Source organism: Sphingomonas sp. CFBP 13714 (genome assembly GCF_014842205.1).
GTDB classification, from domain to species: domain Bacteria; phylum Pseudomonadota; class Alphaproteobacteria; order Sphingomonadales; family Sphingomonadaceae; genus Sphingomonas; species Sphingomonas aerolata.
In genome coordinates this window covers 34,349-56,916 of sequence record NZ_JACYVG010000006.1, presented here as the reverse complement: position 1 = coordinate 56,916, position 22,568 = coordinate 34,349, and the positions used below count along the sequence as shown (strand labels likewise).

At 67.9% G+C, this 22,568-nt stretch carries 23 protein-coding genes and 1 tRNA gene; 6 read left to right on the top strand and 18 right to left on the bottom strand.

The window, feature by feature from the left end; genetic code table 11:
- The 5 genes from IFT54_RS14265 to IFT54_RS14245 all read right to left on the bottom strand — a co-directional run bounded on the left by IFT54_RS14265 (position 1) and on the right by IFT54_RS14245 (position 4,660).
- Positions 1-633, bottom strand: a complete 633-nt coding sequence (locus IFT54_RS14265; protein WP_192071160.1) for a response regulator transcription factor — start codon at positions 631-633, stop codon at positions 1-3.
- Positions 626-2,173, bottom strand: a complete 1,548-nt coding sequence (locus IFT54_RS14260) for a PAS domain-containing sensor histidine kinase (RefSeq protein WP_244649053.1) — start codon at positions 2,171-2,173, stop codon at positions 626-628. Before IFT54_RS14260 ends, IFT54_RS14265 begins: the two co-directional genes overlap by 8 nt.
- Positions 2,174-2,359: 186 nt before the next feature.
- A complete protein-coding gene (locus tag IFT54_RS14255) occupies positions 2,360-2,935 on the bottom strand; it encodes a GNAT family N-acetyltransferase (RefSeq protein WP_192071159.1) in 576 nt (191 codons plus the stop codon).
- Positions 2,936-3,098: 163 nt separating this feature from the next.
- Positions 3,099-3,173, bottom strand: a tRNA-Glu gene (locus tag IFT54_RS14250).
- A gap of 113 nt (positions 3,174-3,286) precedes the next feature.
- Positions 3,287-4,660 (bottom strand): class II 3-deoxy-7-phosphoheptulonate synthase, encoded by a 1,374-nt coding sequence (locus IFT54_RS14245; RefSeq protein WP_031441317.1) that lies wholly within the window; start codon positions 4,658-4,660, stop codon positions 3,287-3,289.
- 206 nt (positions 4,661-4,866) lie between these two features.
- Between IFT54_RS14245 and IFT54_RS14240 the strand changes: the two genes are divergently transcribed.
- A complete protein-coding gene (locus tag IFT54_RS14240) occupies positions 4,867-5,022 on the top strand; it encodes a hypothetical protein (RefSeq protein WP_183936458.1) in 156 nt (51 codons plus the stop codon).
- Between the two features lie 37 nt (positions 5,023-5,059).
- Here the strand turns inward: IFT54_RS14240 and IFT54_RS14235 are convergent, their stop codons facing one another.
- Together IFT54_RS14235 and cysS are read right to left on the bottom strand one after the other, a co-directional pair.
- A complete protein-coding gene (locus IFT54_RS14235; protein WP_192071158.1) occupies positions 5,060-5,998 on the bottom strand; it encodes a D-2-hydroxyacid dehydrogenase in 939 nt (312 codons plus the stop codon).
- A gap of 61 nt (positions 5,999-6,059) precedes the next feature.
- Positions 6,060-7,526, bottom strand: coding sequence for a cysteine--tRNA ligase (gene cysS / locus IFT54_RS14230; protein ID WP_192071157.1), 1,467 nt, complete (start codon positions 7,524-7,526; stop codon positions 6,060-6,062).
- Positions 7,527-7,712: 186 nt separating this feature from the next.
- On the opposite strand from cysS, the gene rpsU reads away from it, so the two are divergent.
- On the top strand, positions 7,713-7,919 hold the full coding sequence (gene rpsU, locus IFT54_RS14225; RefSeq protein WP_031394635.1) for a 30S ribosomal protein S21: 207 nt from the start codon (positions 7,713-7,715) through the stop codon (positions 7,917-7,919).
- A 133-nt stretch (positions 7,920-8,052) separates the two neighbouring features.
- On the top strand, positions 8,053-8,628 hold the full coding sequence (locus IFT54_RS14220) for an FKBP-type peptidyl-prolyl cis-trans isomerase (RefSeq protein ID WP_192071156.1): 576 nt from the start codon (positions 8,053-8,055) through the stop codon (positions 8,626-8,628).
- Positions 8,629-9,070: 442 nt separating this feature from the next.
- On the opposite strand, the gene IFT54_RS14215 is transcribed toward IFT54_RS14220, so the two are convergent.
- Both IFT54_RS14215 and IFT54_RS14210 read right to left on the bottom strand, forming a co-directional pair.
- Positions 9,071-9,316: a hypothetical protein gene (locus tag IFT54_RS14215; RefSeq protein WP_031394633.1), complete on the bottom strand. Its 246-nt coding sequence runs from the start codon at positions 9,314-9,316 to the stop codon at positions 9,071-9,073.
- Between the two features lie 169 nt (positions 9,317-9,485).
- Positions 9,486-10,286, bottom strand: coding sequence for a metallophosphoesterase family protein (locus IFT54_RS14210; RefSeq protein WP_192071155.1), 801 nt, complete (start codon positions 10,284-10,286; stop codon positions 9,486-9,488).
- A 92-nt stretch (positions 10,287-10,378) separates the two neighbouring features.
- Between IFT54_RS14210 and IFT54_RS14205 the strand changes: the two genes are divergently transcribed.
- Positions 10,379-11,473 carry a M48 family metallopeptidase gene (locus tag IFT54_RS14205; protein WP_192071154.1) on the top strand — a complete coding sequence of 365 codons (1,095 nt, stop codon included), beginning with the start codon at positions 10,379-10,381 and terminating at the stop codon, positions 11,471-11,473.
- On the opposite strand, the gene wecC is transcribed toward IFT54_RS14205, so the two are convergent.
- Complete coding sequence (gene wecC, locus IFT54_RS14200; RefSeq protein ID WP_192071153.1) at positions 11,470-12,765, bottom strand: UDP-N-acetyl-D-mannosamine dehydrogenase; 1,296 nt, start codon at positions 12,763-12,765, stop codon at positions 11,470-11,472. The two genes, IFT54_RS14205 and wecC, sit on opposite strands and share 4 nt — an antisense overlap.
- A 12-nt stretch (positions 12,766-12,777) precedes the next feature.
- A complete protein-coding gene (wecB, locus tag IFT54_RS14195) occupies positions 12,778-13,929 on the bottom strand; it encodes a non-hydrolyzing UDP-N-acetylglucosamine 2-epimerase (RefSeq protein WP_192071152.1) in 1,152 nt (383 codons plus the stop codon).
- A gap of 124 nt (positions 13,930-14,053) precedes the next feature.
- Between wecB and galU the strand changes: the two genes are divergently transcribed.
- Positions 14,054-14,923: a UTP--glucose-1-phosphate uridylyltransferase GalU gene (gene galU, locus IFT54_RS14190; protein ID WP_031394718.1), complete on the top strand. Its 870-nt coding sequence runs from the start codon at positions 14,054-14,056 to the stop codon at positions 14,921-14,923.
- Between the two features lie 58 nt (positions 14,924-14,981).
- Here the strand turns inward: galU and IFT54_RS14185 are convergent, their stop codons facing one another.
- From IFT54_RS14185 to IFT54_RS14155, 7 genes are all read right to left on the bottom strand, one after another.
- A complete protein-coding gene (locus IFT54_RS14185) occupies positions 14,982-15,737 on the bottom strand; it encodes a HesA/MoeB/ThiF family protein (RefSeq protein WP_192071151.1) in 756 nt (251 codons plus the stop codon).
- Positions 15,734-16,249, bottom strand: a complete 516-nt coding sequence (locus IFT54_RS14180; RefSeq protein ID WP_192071150.1) for a hypothetical protein — start codon at positions 16,247-16,249, stop codon at positions 15,734-15,736. The genes IFT54_RS14185 and IFT54_RS14180 overlap by 4 nt, the downstream gene beginning before the upstream one ends.
- Positions 16,246-16,686 (bottom strand): dUTP diphosphatase, encoded by a 441-nt coding sequence (gene dut, locus IFT54_RS14175; protein ID WP_183936224.1) that lies wholly within the window; start codon positions 16,684-16,686, stop codon positions 16,246-16,248. Before dut ends, IFT54_RS14180 begins: the two co-directional genes overlap by 4 nt.
- Positions 16,687-16,696: 10 nt before the next feature.
- Entirely contained in the window at positions 16,697-17,890 is a 1,194-nt protein-coding gene (gene coaBC / locus IFT54_RS14170; protein ID WP_192071149.1) for a bifunctional phosphopantothenoylcysteine decarboxylase/phosphopantothenate--cysteine ligase CoaBC, read from the bottom strand.
- A gap of 10 nt (positions 17,891-17,900) precedes the next feature.
- The gene (locus IFT54_RS14165) at positions 17,901-19,022 is read right to left on the bottom strand and encodes a hypothetical protein (protein ID WP_192071148.1); all 1,122 of its coding nucleotides are present in this window, start codon (positions 19,020-19,022) and stop codon (positions 17,901-17,903) included.
- A gap of 13 nt (positions 19,023-19,035) precedes the next feature.
- Positions 19,036-20,568: a 2-polyprenylphenol 6-hydroxylase gene (gene ubiB, locus IFT54_RS14160; protein ID WP_192071147.1), complete on the bottom strand. Its 1,533-nt coding sequence runs from the start codon at positions 20,566-20,568 to the stop codon at positions 19,036-19,038.
- Between the two features lie 241 nt (positions 20,569-20,809).
- A complete protein-coding gene (locus tag IFT54_RS14155; protein ID WP_192071146.1) occupies positions 20,810-21,589 on the bottom strand; it encodes a class I SAM-dependent methyltransferase in 780 nt (259 codons plus the stop codon).
- Positions 21,590-21,645: 56 nt separating this feature from the next.
- On the opposite strand from IFT54_RS14155, the gene mutM reads away from it, so the two are divergent.
- Positions 21,646-22,461, top strand: coding sequence for a bifunctional DNA-formamidopyrimidine glycosylase/DNA-(apurinic or apyrimidinic site) lyase (mutM, locus tag IFT54_RS14150; protein WP_192071145.1), 816 nt, complete (start codon positions 21,646-21,648; stop codon positions 22,459-22,461).
- Positions 22,462-22,568 lie beyond the last annotated feature (107 nt).

The window sequence follows — 22,568 nt, the reverse complement described above, 5'->3', positions numbered from 1 at the left end:
TCAGGCGGGGTCGACAGGTTCGCCCAGACCCGCGGCAAAGGCGATGCGCAGCACGTCCGACAGGCTGCGCGCCATCAGCTTTTCCATCAGATTGGCGCGGTGGACCTCGACCGTCCGCGTCGCGATGTCGAGATCGAACGCGATCAGCTTGTTCGGCCGGCCCAGGACCATCCCGTCCAGCACGTCGCGCTCGCGCGGGGTCAGCGCCGCGAGCAGGACGCGGGCCTCGGCCGCGGCAAGCTGGTCGCGACCGATCCGCGCGGCCTTGGCGAGCGCGGTCTCGATCGCCGCGAGCAGCGTCGCGCGCTCGAACGGTTTTTCTAAGAACTCGATCGCCCCCGCCTTGATCGCGCGCACCGCAAGCGCGACGTCGCCGTGCCCGGTCAGCATGATCACGGGCAGGGCGATGCCGCGCTGCGCCAGCGTCGCCTGCACCTCGAGCCCATCGATATCGGGCATCCGCACGTCGAGCAGGACACAGCCACGCGCCTCGCGCGTGACGTGCTTGAGGAAATGCGTGCCCGACACATGCGTCTCGACCGCATAGCCCGCCTTGCGCAGCAGGAAGCCGACCGACTGGCGGATCGCGGGATCGTCGTCGACGACATGCACGACTCGGCTGGTCTCATCCATCGGCAACATCCTGTGTGGCGAGCGGTATCGTGAAGTGGAAGGCGGTACCGGCGGGGCATGTCGGTTCGACCCAGATCCGGCCGCCATGCGCCTCGACGATCGTCCGACAGATCGACAGGCCAAGGCCCATGCCGTCGCTCTTGGTCGTTGAGAACGCGTCGAACAGGCGCTCGCGGATCGCCGGATCGATGCCCGCACCGGTATCGGCCACGCTGATCCGCACCCAGCCGTCGCGATCCGCCAGCGTCGCGATCGTCAGCCGCTTGTCGGGTGCGCAGGCCATCGACTGGATGGCGTTGCGGATCAGATTGACCAGGACCTGCTGGATCTGGATGCGGTCGACGCGCACCAGATCGGCGCCCTGGCGGATATCGGTGGTGACCGTGATCCCCGCCTCGTGCGCGCCGAGCAGCCCCAGGCTGATCGCCTCCTCGACGAGCGCGGCGAGCGGTTCGACGCGAAGCGCGGTGTCGCCGCCCTCGACGAACGCGCGCAGCCGCCGAACGATCGTGCCGGCGCGCAGCGACTGCGCCGCCGCGAGCTCGAGCGCCTCGGCGATCTCCGCCAGCAGCGGGGACGGCGCGTCGCCGATCATGTCCCGCGTCGCCTCCAGATAATTGGCGATCGCGGTCAGCGGCTGGTTGATCTCATGCGCGAGCGTCGATGCCATCGTGCCCATCGCGCTGACCCGCGAGACGTGAACCAGCTCGGCCTGCAGTTCCTTCAGCCGGTGCTCGGTCGCCTGGCGCTGGCTGATGTCGCGGATGAAGCCGGTGAAGATCCGCTCGCCCGCGATCGACGCCTCGCCGACCGCGAGCTCGATCGGAAAGATCTCGCCATTCTTGCGCAGCGCGTGTTCGAGCCGGACATTGCCGATGACGTGCCGCACCCCGGTCCGCCGGTAGGTGTGCAGATGCGCGTCATGCGCAGCGGCATTCGCGGGCGGCATCAGCATCGCGACGTTGCGGCCGATCACCTCGTCCGTCTCATAGCCGAAGACGAGCGCGGCGGCGGCGCTGAACGATACGATGACGCCGTGTTCGTTCATCACGATCATCGCATCGGGGACGGTGTTCAGGATCGAGCGCAGATGATGTTCGCGTCGCAGGATCGCGGCCTCCGCCGCCTTTTCGTCGGTGATGTCGCGGATCACCTTGCCGAAGCCGCGCAACGCGCCCGCGTCGTCGTGCAGCGCGGTGATCGTCACGCTCGCCAGAAATTCCGATCCGTCCTTGCGGACCCGCCAGCTTTCCTCCTCGATCCGGCCACCGGCATGCGCGCGTTCGAGATCGGCGCGCGGCTTGCCCGCCGCGACGTCTTCGGCCGGGTAGAAGATCGCGGCATCGCGGCCGATGATCTCGGCCTCGGTCCATCCCTTGATCCGCTCGGCGCCCCGGTTCCAGATCGTCACGCGCCCCTGCGGGTCGAGCATGTAGATCGCATAGGTCGTCGCCGCGTCGATCAGCAGGCCGAGTTCCTCCGCCAGCACGGCGGGACGTCCGGCAGCCGCGTCGCCCATGTCGGACGGATGCGAGATCATGCGGGCAAGGCGACTGGTCGGGCTGGGCGCGTGCGGTTCATCGGGCTCTGGGCCTTGTCCGGCGGTCGGGTCCGATACGCCGGCGGCCAAGGTCCTGGTTGCCGGTACGGAGCCGGCCTGCATGATAGACCAGAACCGCCGCACCGGCCACCGCCGCTCGATCGCGCACCCCAGTGTCCGACCGGGTCAGACGGCCGGCGCTGCCAGCGTCAGTCGCAGGATCATCGCGGAGGGATCGCCAGGGCAGGGGGCTGCCGTCCAGCCGCGCTCGCGCTCCATGTCGATCGCCTGGTGATTGTCGCGGCTCTCGATCGATTCGAGCGTGCGGAGGCCCTTTGCGCGCGCGAACATCGCGACGTGATCGAGCAGGACCCAGCTGATCCCGCGTCGCTTGAAGTCGCTGCGGATCGCGACCGCGACCTCCGCGCGCAGCCCGTCGTCATCACCGACCAGCATCGCGGTCGCGAGGATCCGGCCGCTGCCGATCTCGCACGCGAGGAAATGCTCGCTATTCTCGTGATCGACGCGCAGCAGCGCGAGCAGCTGTTCGTGCCCGACATGGTCGATCGCACTGAGGAAGCGGAAGCGCAGATCCTCCTTGCCGACATGCGTGAAGAAGTCAGCCAGCGCCGCCTCGTCATCCGGCGTGATCGGGCGGACGTGAAACGCGTAGCCGGTCCGGGTCGTCAGATCCGCGCTCCAGTCGGTGGCCGGCGCGGGGAGGGTATCTGGCGAATCGGTGTTGCGGGCGGCATCGGCCATGCTGGCATCCTTCCACGGGGTGCACGCCCTCGAAAATGAGGACGGCCCCGGGTAGCGCCCGCTCGCCCGTCGCTGCACCGTCGGGAAACACGTAGCGACACGGTTGCCGCGCACACGAATGCCGCAGTGTACTACGTCCCAGCGATGTCAGAATGGGTAGACTTGGTGACCCCTACGAGAATCGAACTCGTGCTTACGCCGTGAGAGGGCGTCGTCCTAACCGCTAGACGAAGGGGCCGTGTAGTCGAGCCGCGCTCCTACGGAAGCGGGGCGCGGGCGTCAAGGCGGTGCGGCGGCAAAATCGCGCCACGTGCACGTTTTGCCGCCGGACCGCCTCGGCGGTCGTCGTCGTCAGGCGGCGACCTTCTTGCGCTCGGCCATTTCGGCGTTGAGCATTTCGGCGAGAAGAAACGCCATCTCAAGGCTTTGGCTGGCGTTCAGGCGCGGATCGCAATGCGTGTGATACCGGTCCGCCAGGCTCTGCTCGGTGACGTCGACCGCACCGCCGGTGCATTCGGTGACGTTCTGCCCGGTCATCTCGATATGGATGCCGCCGGCATGCGTGCCCTCGGCGCGGTGCACCGCGAAGAAGCCGCGGACCTCGGCAAGGATGCGCTCGAACGGGCGGGTCTTGTAGCCATTGGCCGCCTTCACGACGTTCCCGTGCATCGGGTCGCACGACCAGACGACGGGGTGGCCTGCGCGGGTCACCGCACGGACGAGCTTGGGCAGCGCGGCCTCGATCGAATCATAGCCATAGCGCGTGATCAGCGTCATCCGGCCGGGGATGCGCGCGGGATTGAGCGTGTCGAGCATCCGCAGCAACGCATCCGGCTCGAGGCTCGGGCCGCATTTGATGCCGATCGGATTGCCGATGCCGCGCAGATATTCGACATGGCTCGACCCCTCGAATCGCGTCCGGTCGCCGATCCACAGGAAATGTGCGCTCGTGTCGTACCAATCGCCGGTCAGCGAATCCTGCCGGGTCAGCGCCTGCTCATATTGCAGCAGCAGCGCCTCGTGGCTGGTGTAGAAATTGGTCTGGGCGAGCTGCGGCACGGTTTCGGGATCGATCCCGCAGGCCGCCATGAACTCGAGCGCCTCGCCGATCCGGTCCGCCGTCTCGGCATATTTCTTCGACCAGGGGCTGCGTCCCATGAAGTCGTGCGTCCAGCGATGCACCTGATGCAGATTCGCATAGCCACCCTGCGCGAAGGCGCGGAGCAGGTTGAGCGTCGCCGCCGACTGCGAATACGCGCGGATCATCCGCTGCGGATCGGGCGCGCGCGACTCGGCGGTGAAGGCGATGTCGTTGACGTTGTCGCCGCGATAGCTCGGCAGCTCGACGCCGCCGATCGTCTCGGTATTGGCCGAGCGCGGCTTGGCGAACTGGCCCGCCATGCGGCCGAGCTTCACGACCGGCAGCTTGGACGCGAAGGTCAGCACGACCGCCATCTGCAGGATGACGCGGAAGGTATCGCGGATGTTGTTCGCGCTGTGCTCGGCAAAGCTCTCGGCGCAGTCGCCGCCCTGGAGCAGGAACGCCTTGCCCGCCGCAACCTCGGCGAGGCTCGCGGTCAGGTTGCGCGCCTCGCCTGCGAAGACGAGCGGCGGAAACGTCGCAAGCTGTGCGGTCGCGGCGTCGAGCGCGCCGGCGTCGGGATACGAGGGGAGCTGGCGGGCTTCGTGCGTGGTCCAGCTGTCGGGGGCCCAGTTCGCGGCCATAATTGTTCGTCCGATTGGTGAATTCGAGGCGCGGCCATGCGCCGAATCGGCTTTTGGCGCAATCAAGTAAAGCTTGCAGGCGGACGAGTACCGGATGCAATGTGACTGATCGCAGCGATCCGGACGGTCAGGGGTTGCCCGAGATTGTAGAGAAAGCGCTTCTCAATGTCGGGCAGGTTTGGCACAGGGCGACGATGGATCTTCCCTTGCGAATTATCATTGCATTTTCGATCGTTGGCGTCGGTGTCGCGATCGGCGTGCCCGTGCTGATCATGACGATGAAGCGCCGCCGTCGCGACAAGCGCCGTCGTCGCGGGATCAAGGACTATAACAGCCCGAACAACGGCACCGCGCGCAGCTGATCGTGCGACCGCCGGTGCCTGCCACCGACGCTATCGTTCAATAGCCTGCTGCAAGATCAGCGACGTTCCGCATCGCGGACCCCGCGCGATACGCCTGCAGATTGTCGAGGAACATCGCCGCTCCGCGTTTGAACATCCTGGTCTGGCTGCGACCCGACAGATGCATCGTCAGGATCGTGTTCGGCGCGGACCATAAGGGGTGATCGGCCGGCAACGGTTCGGGGTGCGTCGGATCAAGGAACGCCCCGCCAATCTGTCCCGAACGCAAGGCTGCGAGCAACGCCTCGTCATCGATCATGTCGCCGCGCGCGATGTTGATCAGCCATGCGCTGTCCTTCATCGCGGCAAGCTCGCCGCTGCCGATCAGCGTCTTGGTCGCATCGGTCGAGGGCGCGGCAAGCACCACCCAGTCGAACTCCCCGAGACGGGTGCGCCAGGCATCGGGCGTGAGCGTCGCGTCGCGCCCGGTCCGGGTCACGCCGGTCACGTCGACGCCAAAGGCCGCGAGCCGATCGCCGATCATCGCGCCGATCGTGCCATAGCCAATGACCAGCGCGCGCGTGTCGGCAAGCTCGATCTTGCCGGGCGCGTCCTTCAGCCAGACATGTTCGGCCTGCGCGCGGAGGACAGTGTCGAGGCGCTTGGCGGCGACGAGTATCCCCATCACCGCATATTCCGCGACCGCGACCGCGTTGATGCCCGCACCGTTGGTCAGGATCACGCCCCGGTCGTGCAGCCATGCAAGCGGGAAGGCGTCGAGTCCCGCATAGATGGTCGACACCCATTTCAGCTGCGGCCCGGCGGCGCGAATCGCGTCCGCCACCAGGTGAGTCGGCTGCATGTCGACCCAGGCGATGTCCGCATCGCCGATCGCCGCATTCGCCTCGCTTGGCGTTGCAAACCATTCAACGTCGAGATCGGACGGCAGATGCGGTTCGAGCAGCGGGCGGGCGGCGGCGGGGAGGACGGCTTTCATCCCCGCCTCTGTACCGCGCTTCGGGTGCGACGCCAAAGCGCGGAGTCGTCTCCGCCGCCAATCAGCCGATCCGCCAGTCCCAGCCGAGCGGATCGCCGTCCATTACCTCGACCCCGGCGCTGGCGAGGTCGTCGCGGATCGCGTCCGACCGCGGGAAGTCCTTGGCGGCGCGCGCGGCGCGGCGTTCGGCAAGGCGTTCGTCGACGGCTTTGGCATCGAGCGTGGCCGAGGCCGGACGGACGCGCAGATCCTCGCGGCGCAGGGCTGCGAGATCGAGTCCCAGCACCGCATCGAAATCGGCCAGCGCGCCGAGTCGGTCGGCGGGCGACAGCCGCTTGTCCGCGAGCAGTTCGTCGAGGACCGGCAGGGCGCGCGGCGTCGCAAGGTCGTCACAGACGGCGATGTCGAGTCGATCGCGGTAGCCGGCGAGCAGGGCGCGGATGGCGTCGGTCGCGGGTATGGCGGGATCGCTCGCCGAATTGCCTGGGGCCGCACGGTCGCGCAACGCCTGCACGGTGAGCGCCAGCCGCTTCAGCCGCGTCGTCGCGGCCGCCAGATTGTCCCAGGAGAATTCGAGCTCGCTGCGATACTGCGCCTGGAGGCACATCAGCCGATAAGCGAGCGGGTGGAAGCCGCGATCGACGAGAGTCTGGAGCGTCGTAAACTCGCCGCCGGATTTCGACATCTTTCCCGAGCGTTCGACGAGAAAGTTGTTGTGCATCCAGAGGTTCGCCCCGGTGTCCGCACACCCGCAACGCGCCTGATTCTGCGCGATCTCGTTCGGGTGGTGGATCTCGCGGTGGTCGATGCCGCCGGTGTGGATGTCGAACTGCGGCCCCAGATATTTCTGGCTCATCACCGAGCATTCGAGATGCCAGCCGGGTGCACCGCGTCCCCAGGGCGACTCCCATTCCATCTGGCGCATCTCGCCCGGGGCCGATGTCCGCCAGATCGCGAAATCCTGCGGGTGGCGCTTGCCCGCGACCGGATCGATCCGGCTCTCGCCGGCATCGTCGTTCGACCGGGCAAGCCGGCCATAGTCCGGGACCGTGCTGGTATCAAAATACAGGCCGTCCTCGAGCAGGTAGCAATGCTCCGGCGCGATGGCCTCGGCAAAGGCGATCATCTCCCCGATATGGTCGGTCGCGAGCGGGAAGCGGGTCGGCGTGCGGATGTGGAGGTCGATCAGGTTGCGTTTGAAGGCTTCGGTGTAATGTCTTGCGATTGACCAGATATCCTGCCCGCTGGCGCGCGCGGCGGCCTCCATCTTGTCGTCGCCCGCATCGGCATCTGACGTCAGGTGGCCGACATCGGTGATGTTGACGATGTGCGTGAGGCCAAAGCCCTTCCACGTCAGCGTCCGCGACAGCGTGTCGGTGAAGACATAGGCCCGCAGATTGCCGATATGCGCATAATTGTAGACGGTCGGTCCGCAGGAATAGAGCCCGACATTGGCGGGATCGATCGGCGCAAACGGCTCGAGCCGGCGCGTCAGGCTGTTATACAGGGTCAGGGCATGCGTGGTCATGCGCGGCTCTTAGCGCTGGCTTGGCAGGCCCGCAAACCGCCTCCCGACGTGAACCCCGACACGGACCGGGCGGGTTTGGCTTGAAACAGCGGGCACACGCTGTTAGGGGCTCCCGTTCATGCGGCGCGGACTTGTTCGCGACGGCACTATCCATTCGTATCTATTCGACCGGAGCTTAACGGGTTTATGCAAATCATCGTCCGCGACAACAACGTCGACCAGGCCCTTCGCGCGCTCAAGAAGAAGCTGCAGCGTGAAGGCGTGTATCGCGAGATGAAGTTGCGCCGCCACTACGAGAAGCCGTCGGAAAAGCGCGCTCGCGAGCGTGCGGCTGCGATCCGTCGTTCGCGCAAGCTCGAGCGCAAGCGCGCCGAGCGCGACGGCGCACGCTAAGCTTCGCCTGCAGTAGGAACCCTCGGCTGCACGCGCAGCCAGGGTTTTGGGGGCCGCGTCACCGCGGCTCCGATTACGAATTCTACGGCACGCGCGGCGCTCCGGCGTGACCAGATGACCCGGGGTTTGTCCGATGTCGACCGTCACCGCCGTTCCGCTGCAGCCGACCAAGCGCAGCTATCTCATCTATCTGTGGCTGGGCATCGCGCTCGCGCTGATCGGCGCCGTCGCGCTCGCGCGCCAGGGTGACGATCCGCTGACCCGCAACGGGCGCGCCAAGGGCGTCGTCACGACCGCGTCGGGCCTCCAGTACAAGATCCTGACGCCGGGCAAGCCCGGTGCCGCCAAGCCGACCGATGCCGACGTCGCGCTGGTGAACTACGAGGGCAAGCTCCTCAACGGCACCACCTTCGACAAGTCGCAGCAGCCGACGCCGCTGCCCGTCACGGGCGTCGTTCCCGGCTTCTCCGAAGCGCTCAAGCTGATGCCAAAGGGCGGCAAGTACCGTTTCTGGCTGAAGCCCTCGCTCGGCTATGGCGACAAGGCCAGCGGACCGATCCCGGCCAACTCGACGCTCGTGTTCGACGTCGAGCTGCTCGACTTCCTGCCGCAAAGCGTCGTCCAGCAGATGCAGGCGCAGCAGCAGATGCAGATGCAGATGCAGCAGGGTGCGCCCGGCGCCGGCGGCGCGGTGCCGCAGCCGCGCTGATCGCCTCGTCGGGCGGTTCGCCGCCCGCCCCGCCGGACTCGGCATCACGATACAGGGCCGTCCGCGACTGATCGTCGCGGGCGGCCTTGTTATGTCGGCGTGACGCGGATCATGCAGGGTTCGGCCGACGCGCCCGGTGACGCCTCGGGTCATCTCGCGCCCGCCTGCCTTGGCCAAGGGTGGGCGCGCCGCGTCAGGGGTCAAACACCATCCGGCATTACAGCGGCATCGCATATCGCGTTTAACCACTGGAGTTCGTGTTCAGGCCTCAGTCCCGCCGATCGTCGCAATGGATCGTCGACCCCGGTGGCACGCGGTGCTTGCGCAGCGGTGCGAGGCGGGGAGGGGCGCTGGAACATCGCCGCATCCGCCCCGGACCCATCTGCAGCAGGCAAAAAAATAGCGGCCCGAAGACCGCTATTTTCCAGAACTGAGCCTAGGCTTAGTTGCTGTCGCTGTCGTCGTCGTTATCGGCAACGATAACGATGCCGCCGACAACGGCTGCTGCTGCGAGGACTGCAACGATAACGCCGCCGCCTGCAACCTTGTTCTTCTTTGCGGTAACCGAACCGGCGCGAGCCGACTTCGAAACCGAAAGGCTTGCTGCCGAATTAACCGGTGCTGCCATGGCCGGAGCAACTGCCATCGTGGCTGCTGCTGCGGTCAGGAGATACTTCCCAAGACGCATGATGAACTCCCTTTGTGCTCGTCGCGTAGGTCTTTGGCACGAAACCCGACCTTGCGCAACCGAGGTAACTGGAACGGTACGGAAGAGTTCCATACTGTTGCGAGCGGGCAACATGCCCTGATCGCCCTGGGGGTATACCCTATTGTAGTAAGACGAGAAGGCATAGTTTTCAGGATTCGAGAGAATTTTCCGACGAACCGGGGCGGGGTGCCGTCTGCAACGTCCATGTACGATCGCCCTCGATTCCGAGCGCAGTCAGCCGACCGGTCGCATAGGCGCCCGTATCTATGCCGATACGATGCGCCATCGTCTGGACCTCTTCGATCACCGTGTGGCCATGGACGATCATCTTGTCGAGCGGGCTGCGATGATCGAGAAACGGGTCGCGGATCCAGCGCAGATCCGAACTGCGCTGGTCCGCGAGCGGCGTTCCCGGACGGACGCCCGCATGCACGAACGCATAGTCGCCGATCGTGATCAGATCCTCGAAGCCCGACAGGAACGCGCGATGTCCCTCGGGCACGAGCTGCGCGAGACGCTGCACCAGTTCCTCGTAATCGAGCCGCTCATATTCGGCCGCGTCCATCCCGTAGCTCAGCACCGTCTCGCGACCGCCGATCCGGCAGAACAGCCGCAGCGCCTTGGGCTCGCCGTCGAGCGCGCCGAGGAAGATCTCCTCGTGATTGCCCTGCAGGAACCGCACGTCGGCGCGCGCCGCGGCATAGCCGATCAGCCGATCGATCACCGCGGCCGAGGCCGGGCCCCGATCGACGATATCGCCCAGGAAGATGACCGTCGTCTCCGCCGCGCCGCGCGCCGCATCGTCCGCGTCGATCTGCGCGATCAGGTCGTCGAGCAGATCGGCACAGCCATGGATGTCGCCGACCGCATAGACGCGCCGGCCTTCGGGGATCGAGCAGGACCGGCCCGCGGATCGCGGGGCCTTGGACCGAAAGAATCTTGAAATCATAAAGTCTATATCCGTTGGCACCGCACATAGAGGCTCGGGCGCGCCGTCGCAACGCGGCGCGGTTCGTCGACTCCTGCGCGAGGGTGGATGGCGTGCGGCTGAAAGCCGTCTATCAGGGCCGCATGTCGATCGTCATGCGTATCCTGCCCGCAGTCCTGCTAAGCGCAGGTGCGGCCTCCGCGGTTCCGCCGCCGTCCGTCTCCGTTTCCGTCTCCCTCGCCGGCACTACCACCGCTCCGGCTGCGGCACCCGCGCAGGCCCCGCCCAGGGCGTTCTTCGAGGCGTTGCGCGCCGCGGACCTGCGGCTTGCGACGATCGGATACCGGCTGACCTCCGCCAATGCGGCGTTGTGCGACCGGCTGCAGCCGCAGATCGGCATGCCGATCCATGCGCTCAACCAATATAGTGCGGAGGCCAGGCCGAATGCGATCGGCGTGTTCGGGTTCGAAACGCGGCTGGGGGTCGAGGCGGTGGTCGCCGACGGGCCGGCCGCGCGCGCGGGCGTCCGGTCGGGAGACTCGATCCAGCTGCTCGCGGGCAAGCGGCAACCCGGGATCGGTGCCGCGGACACCGCGGAAACCCCCGCCGACCGCGACGCCGCCGAGGCGCTGATCGCCGCGCAGCCGCCCGGCGCACCGATCGCGATGACGGTCCTGCGCGACGGGCGCGCGGTCACCGTCTCGATCCCGGCTGTCGCGGGATGCCGCTCGCGATTCGAGATCCTGCTCGGCAGCGGCCTCGATGCGAGCGCGGACGGCGCGGTCGTCCAGATCGGCGAGAAATATTTCGAAGGCTATAGCGACGCGGAGATCGCGGTGATCGTCGCGCACGAGCTGGCGCACAACATCCTGCGCCACCGCGACCGGCTCGATGCGGCGAAGATCAGTCGCGGGCTGATGGCCGAACTCGGCCGCAACGGCCGGCTGATCCGCCAGACCGAGGACGAGGCGGACCGGCTCAGCGTCTATCTGCTCGCCAATGCCGGCTATGATCCGCGCTCGGCACCGCAATTCTGGCGCGAGAAGGGGGGCACGATCGACGGCGGCCTGTTCCGCAGCCGCACCCACGCCTCGTCCAAGGCGCGGGCGACCGCGCTCGACGCCGTCGTCCAGGACATTGCCCGCCGCCCCGAACGGCCGATCCTGCCCGCCGACGTCCTCGCGCTGCGGACCCAGCCGCTCCGCTAGTTGGCGATCCGAGCCGCCGGCTGTGCGGGGCTGCGCGGCTGGTCGGGCCAGATCCCGCGCGTATCGAGCACCGTCTTCTCGCTGCGCTCCTCGAGCGGGATCGAACGGAAGACGTCGTGATCGACCAGCACGACCATGATCGGGCAGGTCTCGATCGCGGTGTCGACGTCGATCAGGGTCGCACCCGTGCCGTCGAAGGCCGGTGGCAGCGCCGCGGCATAGGGCTCGACGATCCGGACCCGATCCCCGAAGCGATTCGCGACCGCCAGCGCGACCTTCATCGCCGGGCTCTCACGGAAATCGTCGATATTGGCCTTGAACGCGAGGCCCAGGCACGCGACCGGCGCGGTCGGATCCGCAGCGATCATCGCAGCCACTTGCGCGATGACGTGATCGGTCTTGCCGTCATTCACCTCGCGTGCGGTGCGGATCAGCGGCGTCTGGTCGGGCGCGGCATGGACGAGAAACCAGGGGTCGACCGCGATGCAATGCCCGCCGACGCCGGGCCCGGGCTGCAGGATGTTGACGCGCGGGTGGCGGTTGGCGAGCCGGATGACCTCCCAGACATCGACGTTCATCGTGTCGGCGATCAGCGACAGCTCGTTGGCGAACGCGATGTTGACGTCGCGAAACGCATTCTCGGTCAGCTTGGTCATCTCCGCGGCGCGCGCGGTGGTGGTGACGCACGCGCCGCGGACGAACCGGCGGTAGAAGGTCAGCGCCTTGCGCGCACAGCGCGGGGTGATCCCGCCGATGACGCGGTCATTGTCGATCAGCTCGACCAGGATGCGTCCCGGCAGCACGCGTTCGGGGCAATAGGCGATCGCGATATCGGCCTGGTCGCGGGTCCGCCCGGGCACGCGCAGATCGGGGCGCAAGGTCGCCAGCAGGTCGCGGACCTTTTCGGTCGTCCCGACGGGGGAGGTCGATTCGAGGATGACGGTATCGCCGGGCTTCAGCACCGGCGCGATCGTCGTCGCGGCACCCAGGACATAGCTGATGTCGGGTGCATGCGCGGCGTCGAACGGGGTCGGGACCGCGATCACGAAGACGTCGGCGGGCTCGACCGTCACCGCCGCGCGCAGCGTACCGCGCGCGACCACGCCCGAGACCAGACCGTCGAGATCGACCTCCTCGATATGCACGCGCCCCGAATTGATCGTCTCGACGACGCGTTCGGTTACGTCGACGCCGAGCACGCGCGCGCCGGTCCGCGCGATGATCGCCGCGGTGGGCAGGCCGATATAGCCCAGCCCCATGACGACGACGTTCAGTTCAGTATCGGAAAGCATGACGGATGATCCTCAACGATGGGCTGATGGGCTGGCGACCGCCTGGGCCATGGTCTGCGCGATGGTTTCGGCGATCCGGGCCGCGGCGTGGCCGTCGCCGAACGGATTGTGCGCGCGCGCCATCGCGGAATAGGCGGCTTTGTCGTCGAGCAGCGTGAAGATTTCGGAAACGATGCGGTCCTCCGACGTCCCGACCAGCTTTGCGGTACCCGCCTCGACGCCCTCGGGGCGCTCGGTCGTCTCGCGCATCACCAGCACCGGCTTGCCGAGCGCGGGCGCTTCCTCCTGCACGCCGCCCGAATCGGTCAGGACGATCTCGGCCAGCCCCAGCGCGCGGACGAAGCTCGGGTAATCGAGCGGCGCGATCCGCGCGATATCGGGCTGATCGCCGAGGATGCGGTCCATTACTGAGACGACATTCGGGTTGGGATGCACGGGAAAGACCACCGCGACGTCATCGCGCGCCGCGATCCGCGCGATCGCCCGCGCGATCCCGGCCATCGCGTCGCCGAAATTTTCGCGCCGGTGCGTCGTGACGAGGATGATCCGCTTGCCCGCAGTATCCGCCACGACCGGGTCGAGCGCGGCGCCGAGCGCCGGATCCGCGGCCACCCGCGCATGGGTCCAGTGCAGCGCGTCGATCACCGTGTTGCCCGTGACGTGGATCGTCGAGGGGGCGACATTCTCGCGCAGCAGCGCGTCCGCCGCAGTCTGGGTCGGCGCGAAGTGGAGCGCGGCGATCGGCGCGACGATCCGCCGGTTCACTTCCTCGGGCCAGGGATGATGGATGTCGCCCGAGCGCAGCCCGGCCTCGACATGCGCGACCGGGACCTTGCGGTAATAGGCGGCGAGCGCGCCGGTCATTGCAGTGGCGGTGTCGCCCTGGACGACGACCATGTCGGGCTGCTCGGCGTCCATCACATCGCCCAGCCCGACCAGCAGCCGGGCGGTCAGCCGATCAAGCGTCTGGCCCGGCTCCATCAGGTCGAGATCGATATCGGGGGACAGGCCCGCGATCGCGAGCACCTGGTCGAGCAGTCCGCGATGCTGTGCCGTCACGCAGGTCCTGACGACCAGCCCCGGCTGCGTCTGCAACGCCCGGATGACCGGGAAGAGTTTGATCGCTTCGGGGCGCGTCCCGAAGATGACGAGTATTTTTGACATGGAACCCGCCTACACCCCACGTCTTTAATGACGCGCTAACCGCCGCAGTTGATTTGCCGAGTCCGTTCGGCGGCATTATGCACCCGCAACGATCTGCACCCGCAACGATACAAGGGACTACTGAATGACGATCAAACCGCTGCGCAAGGCCGTATTCCCCGTTGCTGGGCTTGGCACGCGATTCCTTCCGGCGACCAAGTCGATGCCCAAGGAGATGCTGACCGTCGTCGACAAGCCGCTGATCCAATATGCCGTCGAAGAGGCACTGGAAGCGGGGATCGAGCAGATCATCTTCGTCACCGGCCGCGGCAAGGGCGCGCTCGAGGATCATTTCGACATCTCCTACGAGCTCGAGGCGACGATGCGCGCGCGCGGCAAGTCGCTGACCGTCCTCGACGGCATCCGCCAGCGGCCCGGCTCGCCCGTCTATGTCCGTCAGCAGGAGCCGCTGGGTCTCGGCCATGCGGTCTGGTGCGCGCGCGAGATCGTCGGCGACGAGCCGTTCGCGGTGCTGCTCCCCGACGAGCTGATGGTCGGCAAGCCCGGCTTCATGAAGCAGATGGTCGAGGCGTATAACAAGGTCGGCGGCAACGTCATCGGCGCGCTCGAGGTCGCCGATTCGGAAACCGACAAATACGGCATCATCTCGCCCGGCGCGACCGACGGTCGCCTGACCGAGGTCACCGCGCTGATCGAGAAGCCCGCCAAGGGCACCTCGCCGTCGAACCTGATGATCCCGGGCCGCTACATCCTCCAGCCCGAGGTGATGCGCATCCTCGAAGGGCAGGAAAAGGGTGCCGGCGGCGAGATCCAGCTGACCGACGCGATGGCGCAGCTGATCGGCAACCAGCCGTTCCACGGCTTCACCTTCGATGGCCAGCGCTACGACTGCGGCGACAAGGCGGGCTATATCCAGGCCAACCTCGCGCTCGCGCTCGCACGCGACGATATCGGACCGGTCGTCCGCGCGTTCGCCAAGACGCTGCTGGGCTGAACGATCTGCAAGATGCGGGGCGGGTGGGTTCAGCCCATCCGCCCCGCACTCTTGCGGATCAGCCGCTGCCGCAGCAGGGGCAGCCGGGATCCTTGGGCAGCCGGATCGTCCGGAAGCGGAGCGACAGCAGGTCGATCAGCAACAGCTGGCCCGCCACATCGTCGCCGAACGGCGCGACCGCACGAATCACTTCCAGCGCGGCCAGGCTGCCGACCACGCCCGTGACGGGGCCGAGGATGCCGTCCTCCGCACAGCTCGTCTCGGCACGCTCGGGATTCTCGCCGACGAAACAGCGATAGCAGGGCCGGTCGGGCTCCCAGCCGCGATAGACGCCGAGCTGGCCTTCGAACTGGCCGACCGCCGCCGAGACCAGCGGAATCCGCGCCGCGTGCGCCGCATCGGCGACGACGAACCGCGTTGCGAAATTGTCGCAGCCGTCGAGCACCACGTCCGCGCCCGCGATCAGCGCGCCGATATTGCTCTGGTCCACCCTCAGGCGGTGCGTGTCGACCGTGACGTTCGGATTGATCCGGCGCAGCGCGGCGGCGGCGGCCTCGACCTTGGCGAGACCCTGGTCTTCGGTGCGGAAGATCGTCTGACGCTGCAGGTTCGACGTCTCGACCGCGTCGTCGTCGATCAGCACGAGGCGCCCGATCCCGGCGGCCGCGAGATACTGGATCGCCGGCGAGCCGATGCCGCCGGCCCCGATCACCACCGCCGTCGCCGCCTTCAGCCGCAGCTGACCGGTGCCGCCGAATTCGCGAAGAACGATGTGCCGGGCATAGCGCGCGAGTTCGTCGTCGGAGAGCGTCATGCCTTCCACGCGAACACCATCGTCGTGCGGTACCAGCTGTCGGTGGCGGCGCCGCGCAGATCGACATTGTTGCGCGCCGCGCCCAGCAGCAGGCCGGCGGCGAACTGCTCGACCGTCGGACAATCGATCGCGCGCGGCGTGACCCGTCGCACCCGGCCATCCGCCGCGGCGAGCAGCGCGAGGTCGAGGTTCAGGACCCAGCCTTGCGGCGTCCGCGTCGCGCCACCGCACCGCCCGGCCAGCACCTCGCGCTGGACGAACGTGCTGGCATCCAGCGACGGGGCAACCCCGCGCCGCAGCCGCAACACCGGCAGCGCGCTCCAGTCCTGTGGCGGCAGCGGGACGCCACCCGTCACCTGAGGCGGCGCGGACGGCGCAGGCGCGGGGGGCAGGGTCGGAACGACGGGCGGGGGGACGATTCGCGGCACGGGCAGCGCCGGTGCGGTCTGCACATCGGCGGCCGGCGCCTGCACGGCGCCCAGCGACGCTGCCAGAAGAAGCAGCGCGATCATCGTCCGGTCGACCCGAATCCTCCATGCCCGCGCACCGTGTCGTCGAGCGTCTCGACCTCGCCGACGCTCGCACGCACCACCGCTGCAGGAACGAGCTGCGCGATCCGGTCGCCGCGGGCGATGTCGAAGGGGGCATCGCCGAGATTGGCGAGGATGACCTTCACCTCGCCGCGATAATCCGAATCGATCGTCCCGGGCGTGTTGAGGCAGGTGACGCCGTGCTTGAGCGCAAGCCCCGAGCGTGGCCGCACCTGGACCTCGTATCCTTCAGGAATCGCGATCGCAAAGCCGGTCGCGACCGCCGCGCGGGCGCCCGGGGCAAGCGTCAGCGGCTCGGCCGCCACCACGTCCATGCCCGCGGCACCTGCGGTTGCATAGGCGGGCAGGGGGAGGCCATCGCCATGCGGCAATCTCTTGAGGTCTATACGGATCGTCATGCGGCGCGGTTTAGCGCATCGGCTGTGCGGGTTCCAGCGCATCGGCGACGCGCCGTGCCAGCTGCGCCGCGACTGCATCCTTGCCCTGCCGCGGCCAGCTCTCGACGCCGTCCTTCGTGACGATGTGGACGCTGTTGCTGTTGCCGCCCATCACGTCGCCCGACACGTCGTTGGCGACGATCCAGTCGACGTCCTTGCGCGCACGCTTGGCGGTCGCATGCTCGACGACGCGTTCGGTCTCGGCCGCGAAGCCGATCAGCAGCGCGGGTCGCTGCGGGCTGCGTGCGAGTGTCGCGAGGATGTCGGGGTTCTCGGACAGCGCGAGCGTCGGCGTCGCGTCGCCCTTCTTGATCTTCTGCACCGCGGCGTCGACGTGCCAGTCGGCGACCGCCGCGACCATGATTGCGGCATCGACGGGCAGGGCGTGGTCGACCGCATCGGCCATCTCGCGCGCCGTCTCGACGTCGATCCGCGTCGTGCCCGCAGGGGTCGGCAGCGTCACCGGCCCCGCCACCAGCGTCACCCGCGCGCCAAGTGCCGCCAGCGCGCCCGCGATCGCGAAGCCCTGCCGCCCCGACGACCGGTTGGCGATATAGCGGACGGGATCGATAGGCTCGTGCGTCGGCCCTGCGGTGACGAGAATGTGCCGGCCCGCGAGACGCTGCGGCTCGGCCTCGAGCGCGGCATCGATCGCGTCGGCGATCCGGTCGGGCTCGGGCAGCCGCCCCGGTCCGAACTCGCCGCACGCCATCGGACCCTCGTCGGGCGCCATGACGGTGATCCCGTCCGCACGCAGCTGCGCGACGTTGCGCATCGTCGCGGGGTGCAGCCACATCCGCACGTTCATCGCCGGCGCCGCGAGCACCGGCTTGTCGGTCGCGAGCAGCAATGTCGTCGCAAGGTCGTTGGCGAGCCCGCCCGCCATCCGCGCGATCAGGTCCGCGGTCGCGGGCGCGACGACAATCAGGTCGGCCTGACGGCTGAGCTGGATATGCCCCATCTCCGCCTCGTCCTTCAGGTCCCACAGGGTGGTATAGACCTTGTCCTCGCTGAGTGCGGCGAGCGTCATCGGCGTGACGAAATGCTGCCCCGCCTCGGTCAGCACGCAGCGGACCGCATGGCCGCGCTTGCGCAGGAGTCGGACGAGTTCGCTCGCCTTGTAGGCGGCGATGCCGCCCCCGACGATCAGGAGAATACGCTTCATGCCGCGAGTCCTAGCGGATCACGCGCGTCACCGTAATCCGTCGTGTATCGCGCGCCGCGACGATCATGTCGCGCAGGCCGTCGACCGCGAAGACGATCCCGACCAGCAGGACGGGGGTGGTGATCAGCGCCCAGGGGAAGTCGTCGCTGCGCACGCCCAGCGCGATTACCGCCGCATAGCCCAGCAGCGTGGCGAGCGCGCGGACGGCGGCGGGATCGCGCCACGCCAGCCACCCGAACAGCGCGGTCGCGATCAGGACCGCCGCCAGCCAGTCCGGCAGCAGCGCGAGGCCCGACGACAGCGTCACGAGCTGCACATAGAAGCCGAACCCCTCCAGACCGCTCAGCCCCTGCGCACTCCGGTCCAGCGGACCGGTGACCAGCGTCACCGCATGCGCATGCGCGGCGAGCGCGACGAAGAAGACGAGCGTCGCGCCGACCCATGCCGCCGCCTCGCGGCGCTCGCCCTCGATCCACGCGATCACCGCCATGATCACGACATAGATCAGCGCGGTCTCGCGGATCAGCATCGCCGACAGCCCGAGCGCGACCGCGGGGACCCACTCACCGGGGCGCCGCAACGCGAGCGAAAGCGCGATCAAAGCCCCCGCCCAGACTTCGGGGAAGACGACCAGCGGCGGCTCGAGATGCACGTAGAGCCCCGTCAGGATCAGCAGCCCCGCGATCCCCACGGGGATCGGCCCGGTCATCGCCGGGCGCAGCCGGACGATCCACGCGCCCATCGCGCCAATGCAGAGGAGCGGCAACAGCGCGGTGACGAGCAGCGGCGGCACCGCGGCCTGCACCACCGCCAGCGTCGGCAGGCGGACCGTCGTATAGGGCTTGAGCGGCGCGTGCGCGACGCGGTGCGCCTCTGCCGCCGCGACATAATAGGGCGTGCCGCTGCGCACGTTTGCGACGACGCTCTGATAGAGCAGCAGCTCGGTCTGGCCCAGCGGCGCGGACGCCACGCCCGCCTCGCCCGGGCGTGGTCCGGGCGCGCTGGTCGCGGTCAGGCACGCGAGCAGCAGCATCGCGAACAGCGCAAGCCCCAGCCGCGCCTGCGACCGGGACATGCCGGCGAACCGGCTCGGGCCGACCAGCCACAGGGGGGCGCCCCGCCGCGTCCTCATCCGACGTGCAGGCTCATCCGAAGACCAGCGTGGCGGCAACCCCGGCAATCGCCGCGATCACCGCGACGAGGCCATAGCGCCAGCCGCCGCCGATCCGGATGACCTCGATCTCGCGCAGTGGCATCGTCGGCGGTGCGCCGCCGGGTGGCGGGTAATGCGCCTCGATCCGGCGGACCAGTTCGGGCAGCCGGGTCAGCGTACGCACGTCCTCGATGATCCGGTCGGCGATCGCCGCCTCGGGGCCGAGTTCGCCGCGGATCCAGTCACGCACGAACGGCTCCGCGCTCTCCCACAGGTTGATGTCGGGATCGAGGCTGGTCGCCACGCCCTCGACCATCACCATCGTCTTCTGCAGCAGCAGCAAATGCGGCTGCGTCACCATGTCGAAATCGCGCGTGATCGAGAACAGGCTGTCGAGCATCATGCCGATCGACATGTCCTTGACCGGCAACCCGCGCATCGGCTCGCCGACCGCACGCAAGGCGGTCGCGAATTCGGCGACGTCGTGATGCGCGGGGACATAGCCCGCCTCGAAATGGATCTCGGCGACGCGTTTATAGTTGCCGGTGATCAGCCCGTAGAGGATCTCGGCGAGCCAGACGCGGGCGCGCCGGTCGATCCGGCCCATGATGCCGAAATCGATCGCCGCGATCCGGTTGCCCGGCAGCGCGAACAGGTTTCCCTGGTGCATGTCGGCGTGGAAGAACCCGTCGGCGATCGCCTGCCGCAGGAACGCGCGGACCAAGGTCTGCGCGAGGCCGGGCAGGTCGTAGCCCGCCGCCACCAGCGCGGGACGATCCGACAGCTTGATGCCGTTGATCCACTCGATCGTCATGACCTTGGCGGTCGATCGTGCCCAGTCGATCGCGGGTATGACGAAATCGGGCTCGGCGGTCATGCCGTCCGCGAGCTCGGACGCCGAGGCGGCCTCGCGGCGGAAATTCAACTCGCGCAGCGTCCAGCGCTTGAACGTCTCGATCGTCAGGCGCGGGCGCAGACGCATCGCCTCGGGGCTCAGCGCCTCGAGTTGCGCCGCCGCCCAGCTATAGGTGTCGATCGCCCGCGCGAAATCATCCTCGACGCCGGGGCGCAGCACCTTGACCGCGACCTGGCGGCCATCGGTGGTCGTCGCGCGGTGGACCTGCGCGATCGACGCGGCACCGACCGGGACCTGCTCGATCCGCGAGAACAGCGTTTCGAGCGGCTTGCCGAAGCTCGCCAGCATCGCCGCCTCGATCGTCTCGTAAGGGACGGGCGACAGCTGGTCCTGCAGCCGCAGCAGATCCTGCGCGGCGTCTTCGCCGACCAGATCGGGGCGGGTGGCGAGCGTCTGGCCGAGCTTGATCGCGGCGGGGCCGATCGCCTGGAACGCATCGGCATAGCGCGGCACCTTGGGCACGCGCGCACCGAACCGGGCGATCCGCGCGAGGCGACGCACGGCGGCCGGCGTATTGGGGTCCCGCTCGATCCCGCGCAGCGCGCCGTGCCGGGCGAGGATGCGACCCCATTTGAGGAGCCGCCAGACATGGGTGGTCGAGGCGGTCACAGGCCGTTCACTGCAGAAAGCGAGATTTGTTCACGCGAAGGCGCGAATGCGCAAAGAGAGGGAAAAAATGGTTCGCGCGGAGGCGCGGAGGCGCGGAGGGGGTGCGCCTTGCCGCGACTGCGGCCTTTCATCATAGGCGAAACTGGAGCGATGCGCTGCCGCGCGGATGCCACGCTGACGCTCCGCGTCTCCGCGTCTCCGCGTGAACCCCTCTTCGCGCCTTCGCGCCTTCGCGTGATCACTAAATCTTCCAACCCGAATGAATCGCAACCAGCCCACCCAGTAGCGGCTCGACCTTCGTCTGCACGAAACCAGCATCCGCGATCATGCCCTTGAACTTGGGCATGTCCGGGAACCGACGGATCGACTCGATCAGATAGCGATAGCTGTCGGCATCCTGCGCGAGCAGTTGCCCGAGCTTCGGCACCATCTTGTGCGAATAGGCGTCGTACACCTCGGCAAAGCCCGGCCACACGGTGGTCGAGAATTCGAGGCAGTAAAACCGCCCGCCGCGCCGCAGCACGCGGTGGGCCTCGCGCAGCGCCTTGGGAATGTCAGTCACGTTCCGGATCCCGAACGCGATCGTGTACGCGTCGAAGAACCTGTCGGGGAAGGTCAGCGTCTCGGCATTCGCCTCGGTCCAGACCAGCCCGTCGAGCCCGCGCTTGTGCGCGCGTTCCATGCCGACCTCGAGCATCTGCGGATTGATGTCGGCGACCGTGATCGACGCGCCCGACGGCTCCATGCGGAACGCGATGTCGCCGGTGCCGCCCGCCATGTCGAGAATCTGCTCGCCCTCGCGCGGCTTCACGCGGCGCACGAAGCGGTCCTTCCACAGCCGGTGCATGCCGCCCGACATCGCGTCGTTCATCAGGTCATATTTGCTCGCGACGTTCGAAAACACGCCGCCGACGCGCGCGGTCTTCTCGGTGGCGGGAATGTCCTCGTAACCGAACGAGACGGTGTCGGCCTTCGGGGCGGGGTCGGGGATGAGAGCGGGGGCGGGCGCGATGTCATTCATGCCCCGTGCTCTAGCGGCGCCTTGTGGCGCGGGCAAACGCAACCTAGCTGGAAAACGTGCCAGAACTTCCCGAAGTCGAAACCACCGTGCGCGGGCTCGAACCCGTGCTGCTCGGCCAGCGCCTGGCCTCGGTCGAACCGCGCCGTGCGGACCTGCGCAAGGCGATTCCCGTCGACTTGCGGCAGCGCATGACCGGCGCGACCGTCACGCGGCTGTCGCGGCGCGCCAAATATGGCCTCATCGACACAGATCGCGGCGATACGCTCGTCTTCCACCTCGGCATGTCGGGACGCTGGCGGGTCGATCCCAGCGCGATCATGCCGCACGACCATCTGCTCATCGGCACCGCGGCGGGGCGGACGGTCGCGCTCAACGACCCGCGGCGCTTCGGCTTTCTCGATCTCTGGTCCAGCGACGCGATCGCGCAGTATCCGCCGTTCCTCGCCATGGGGCCAGAACCGCTCGGTCCTGATCTGACCGCGGCCTATCTCCTGTCGGCGCTCGAGGGGCGTGGCGCGTCGATCAAGGCGATGCTGCTCGACCAGCGGATCGTCGCAGGCCTCGGCAACATCTATGTGTGCGAGGCGCTGCACATGGCGAAGATCGCGCCGAGCCGTGCGGCGGGGCGGATCGCGCTGCCGCGACTCGAACGGCTGGTCGAGGCGATCCGCGCGGTGCTGACCGCCGCGATCCTCGCGGGCGGATCGAGTCTGCGCGACTATGCGCGACCGGACGGCGAGCTCGGCTATTTCTCGAAACAATGGCGTGTCTATGGTCGCGAGGGCGAGCCCTGTTCGTGCGGCGCGCTGGTCCGCCGCAGGACGGAGGGCGGGCGTTCGACCTTCTGGTGTGCGCGTTGCCAAAAGGCATGACGGAACGCGGTTGACGATTCGGTGCGGAGTGGGTAGGAGCCGCGCTTCGAGAGGGCGTAGGAGCAATCCGGCGCCCCTTTTTATCATTCGAACATCCAGAGGGCTTC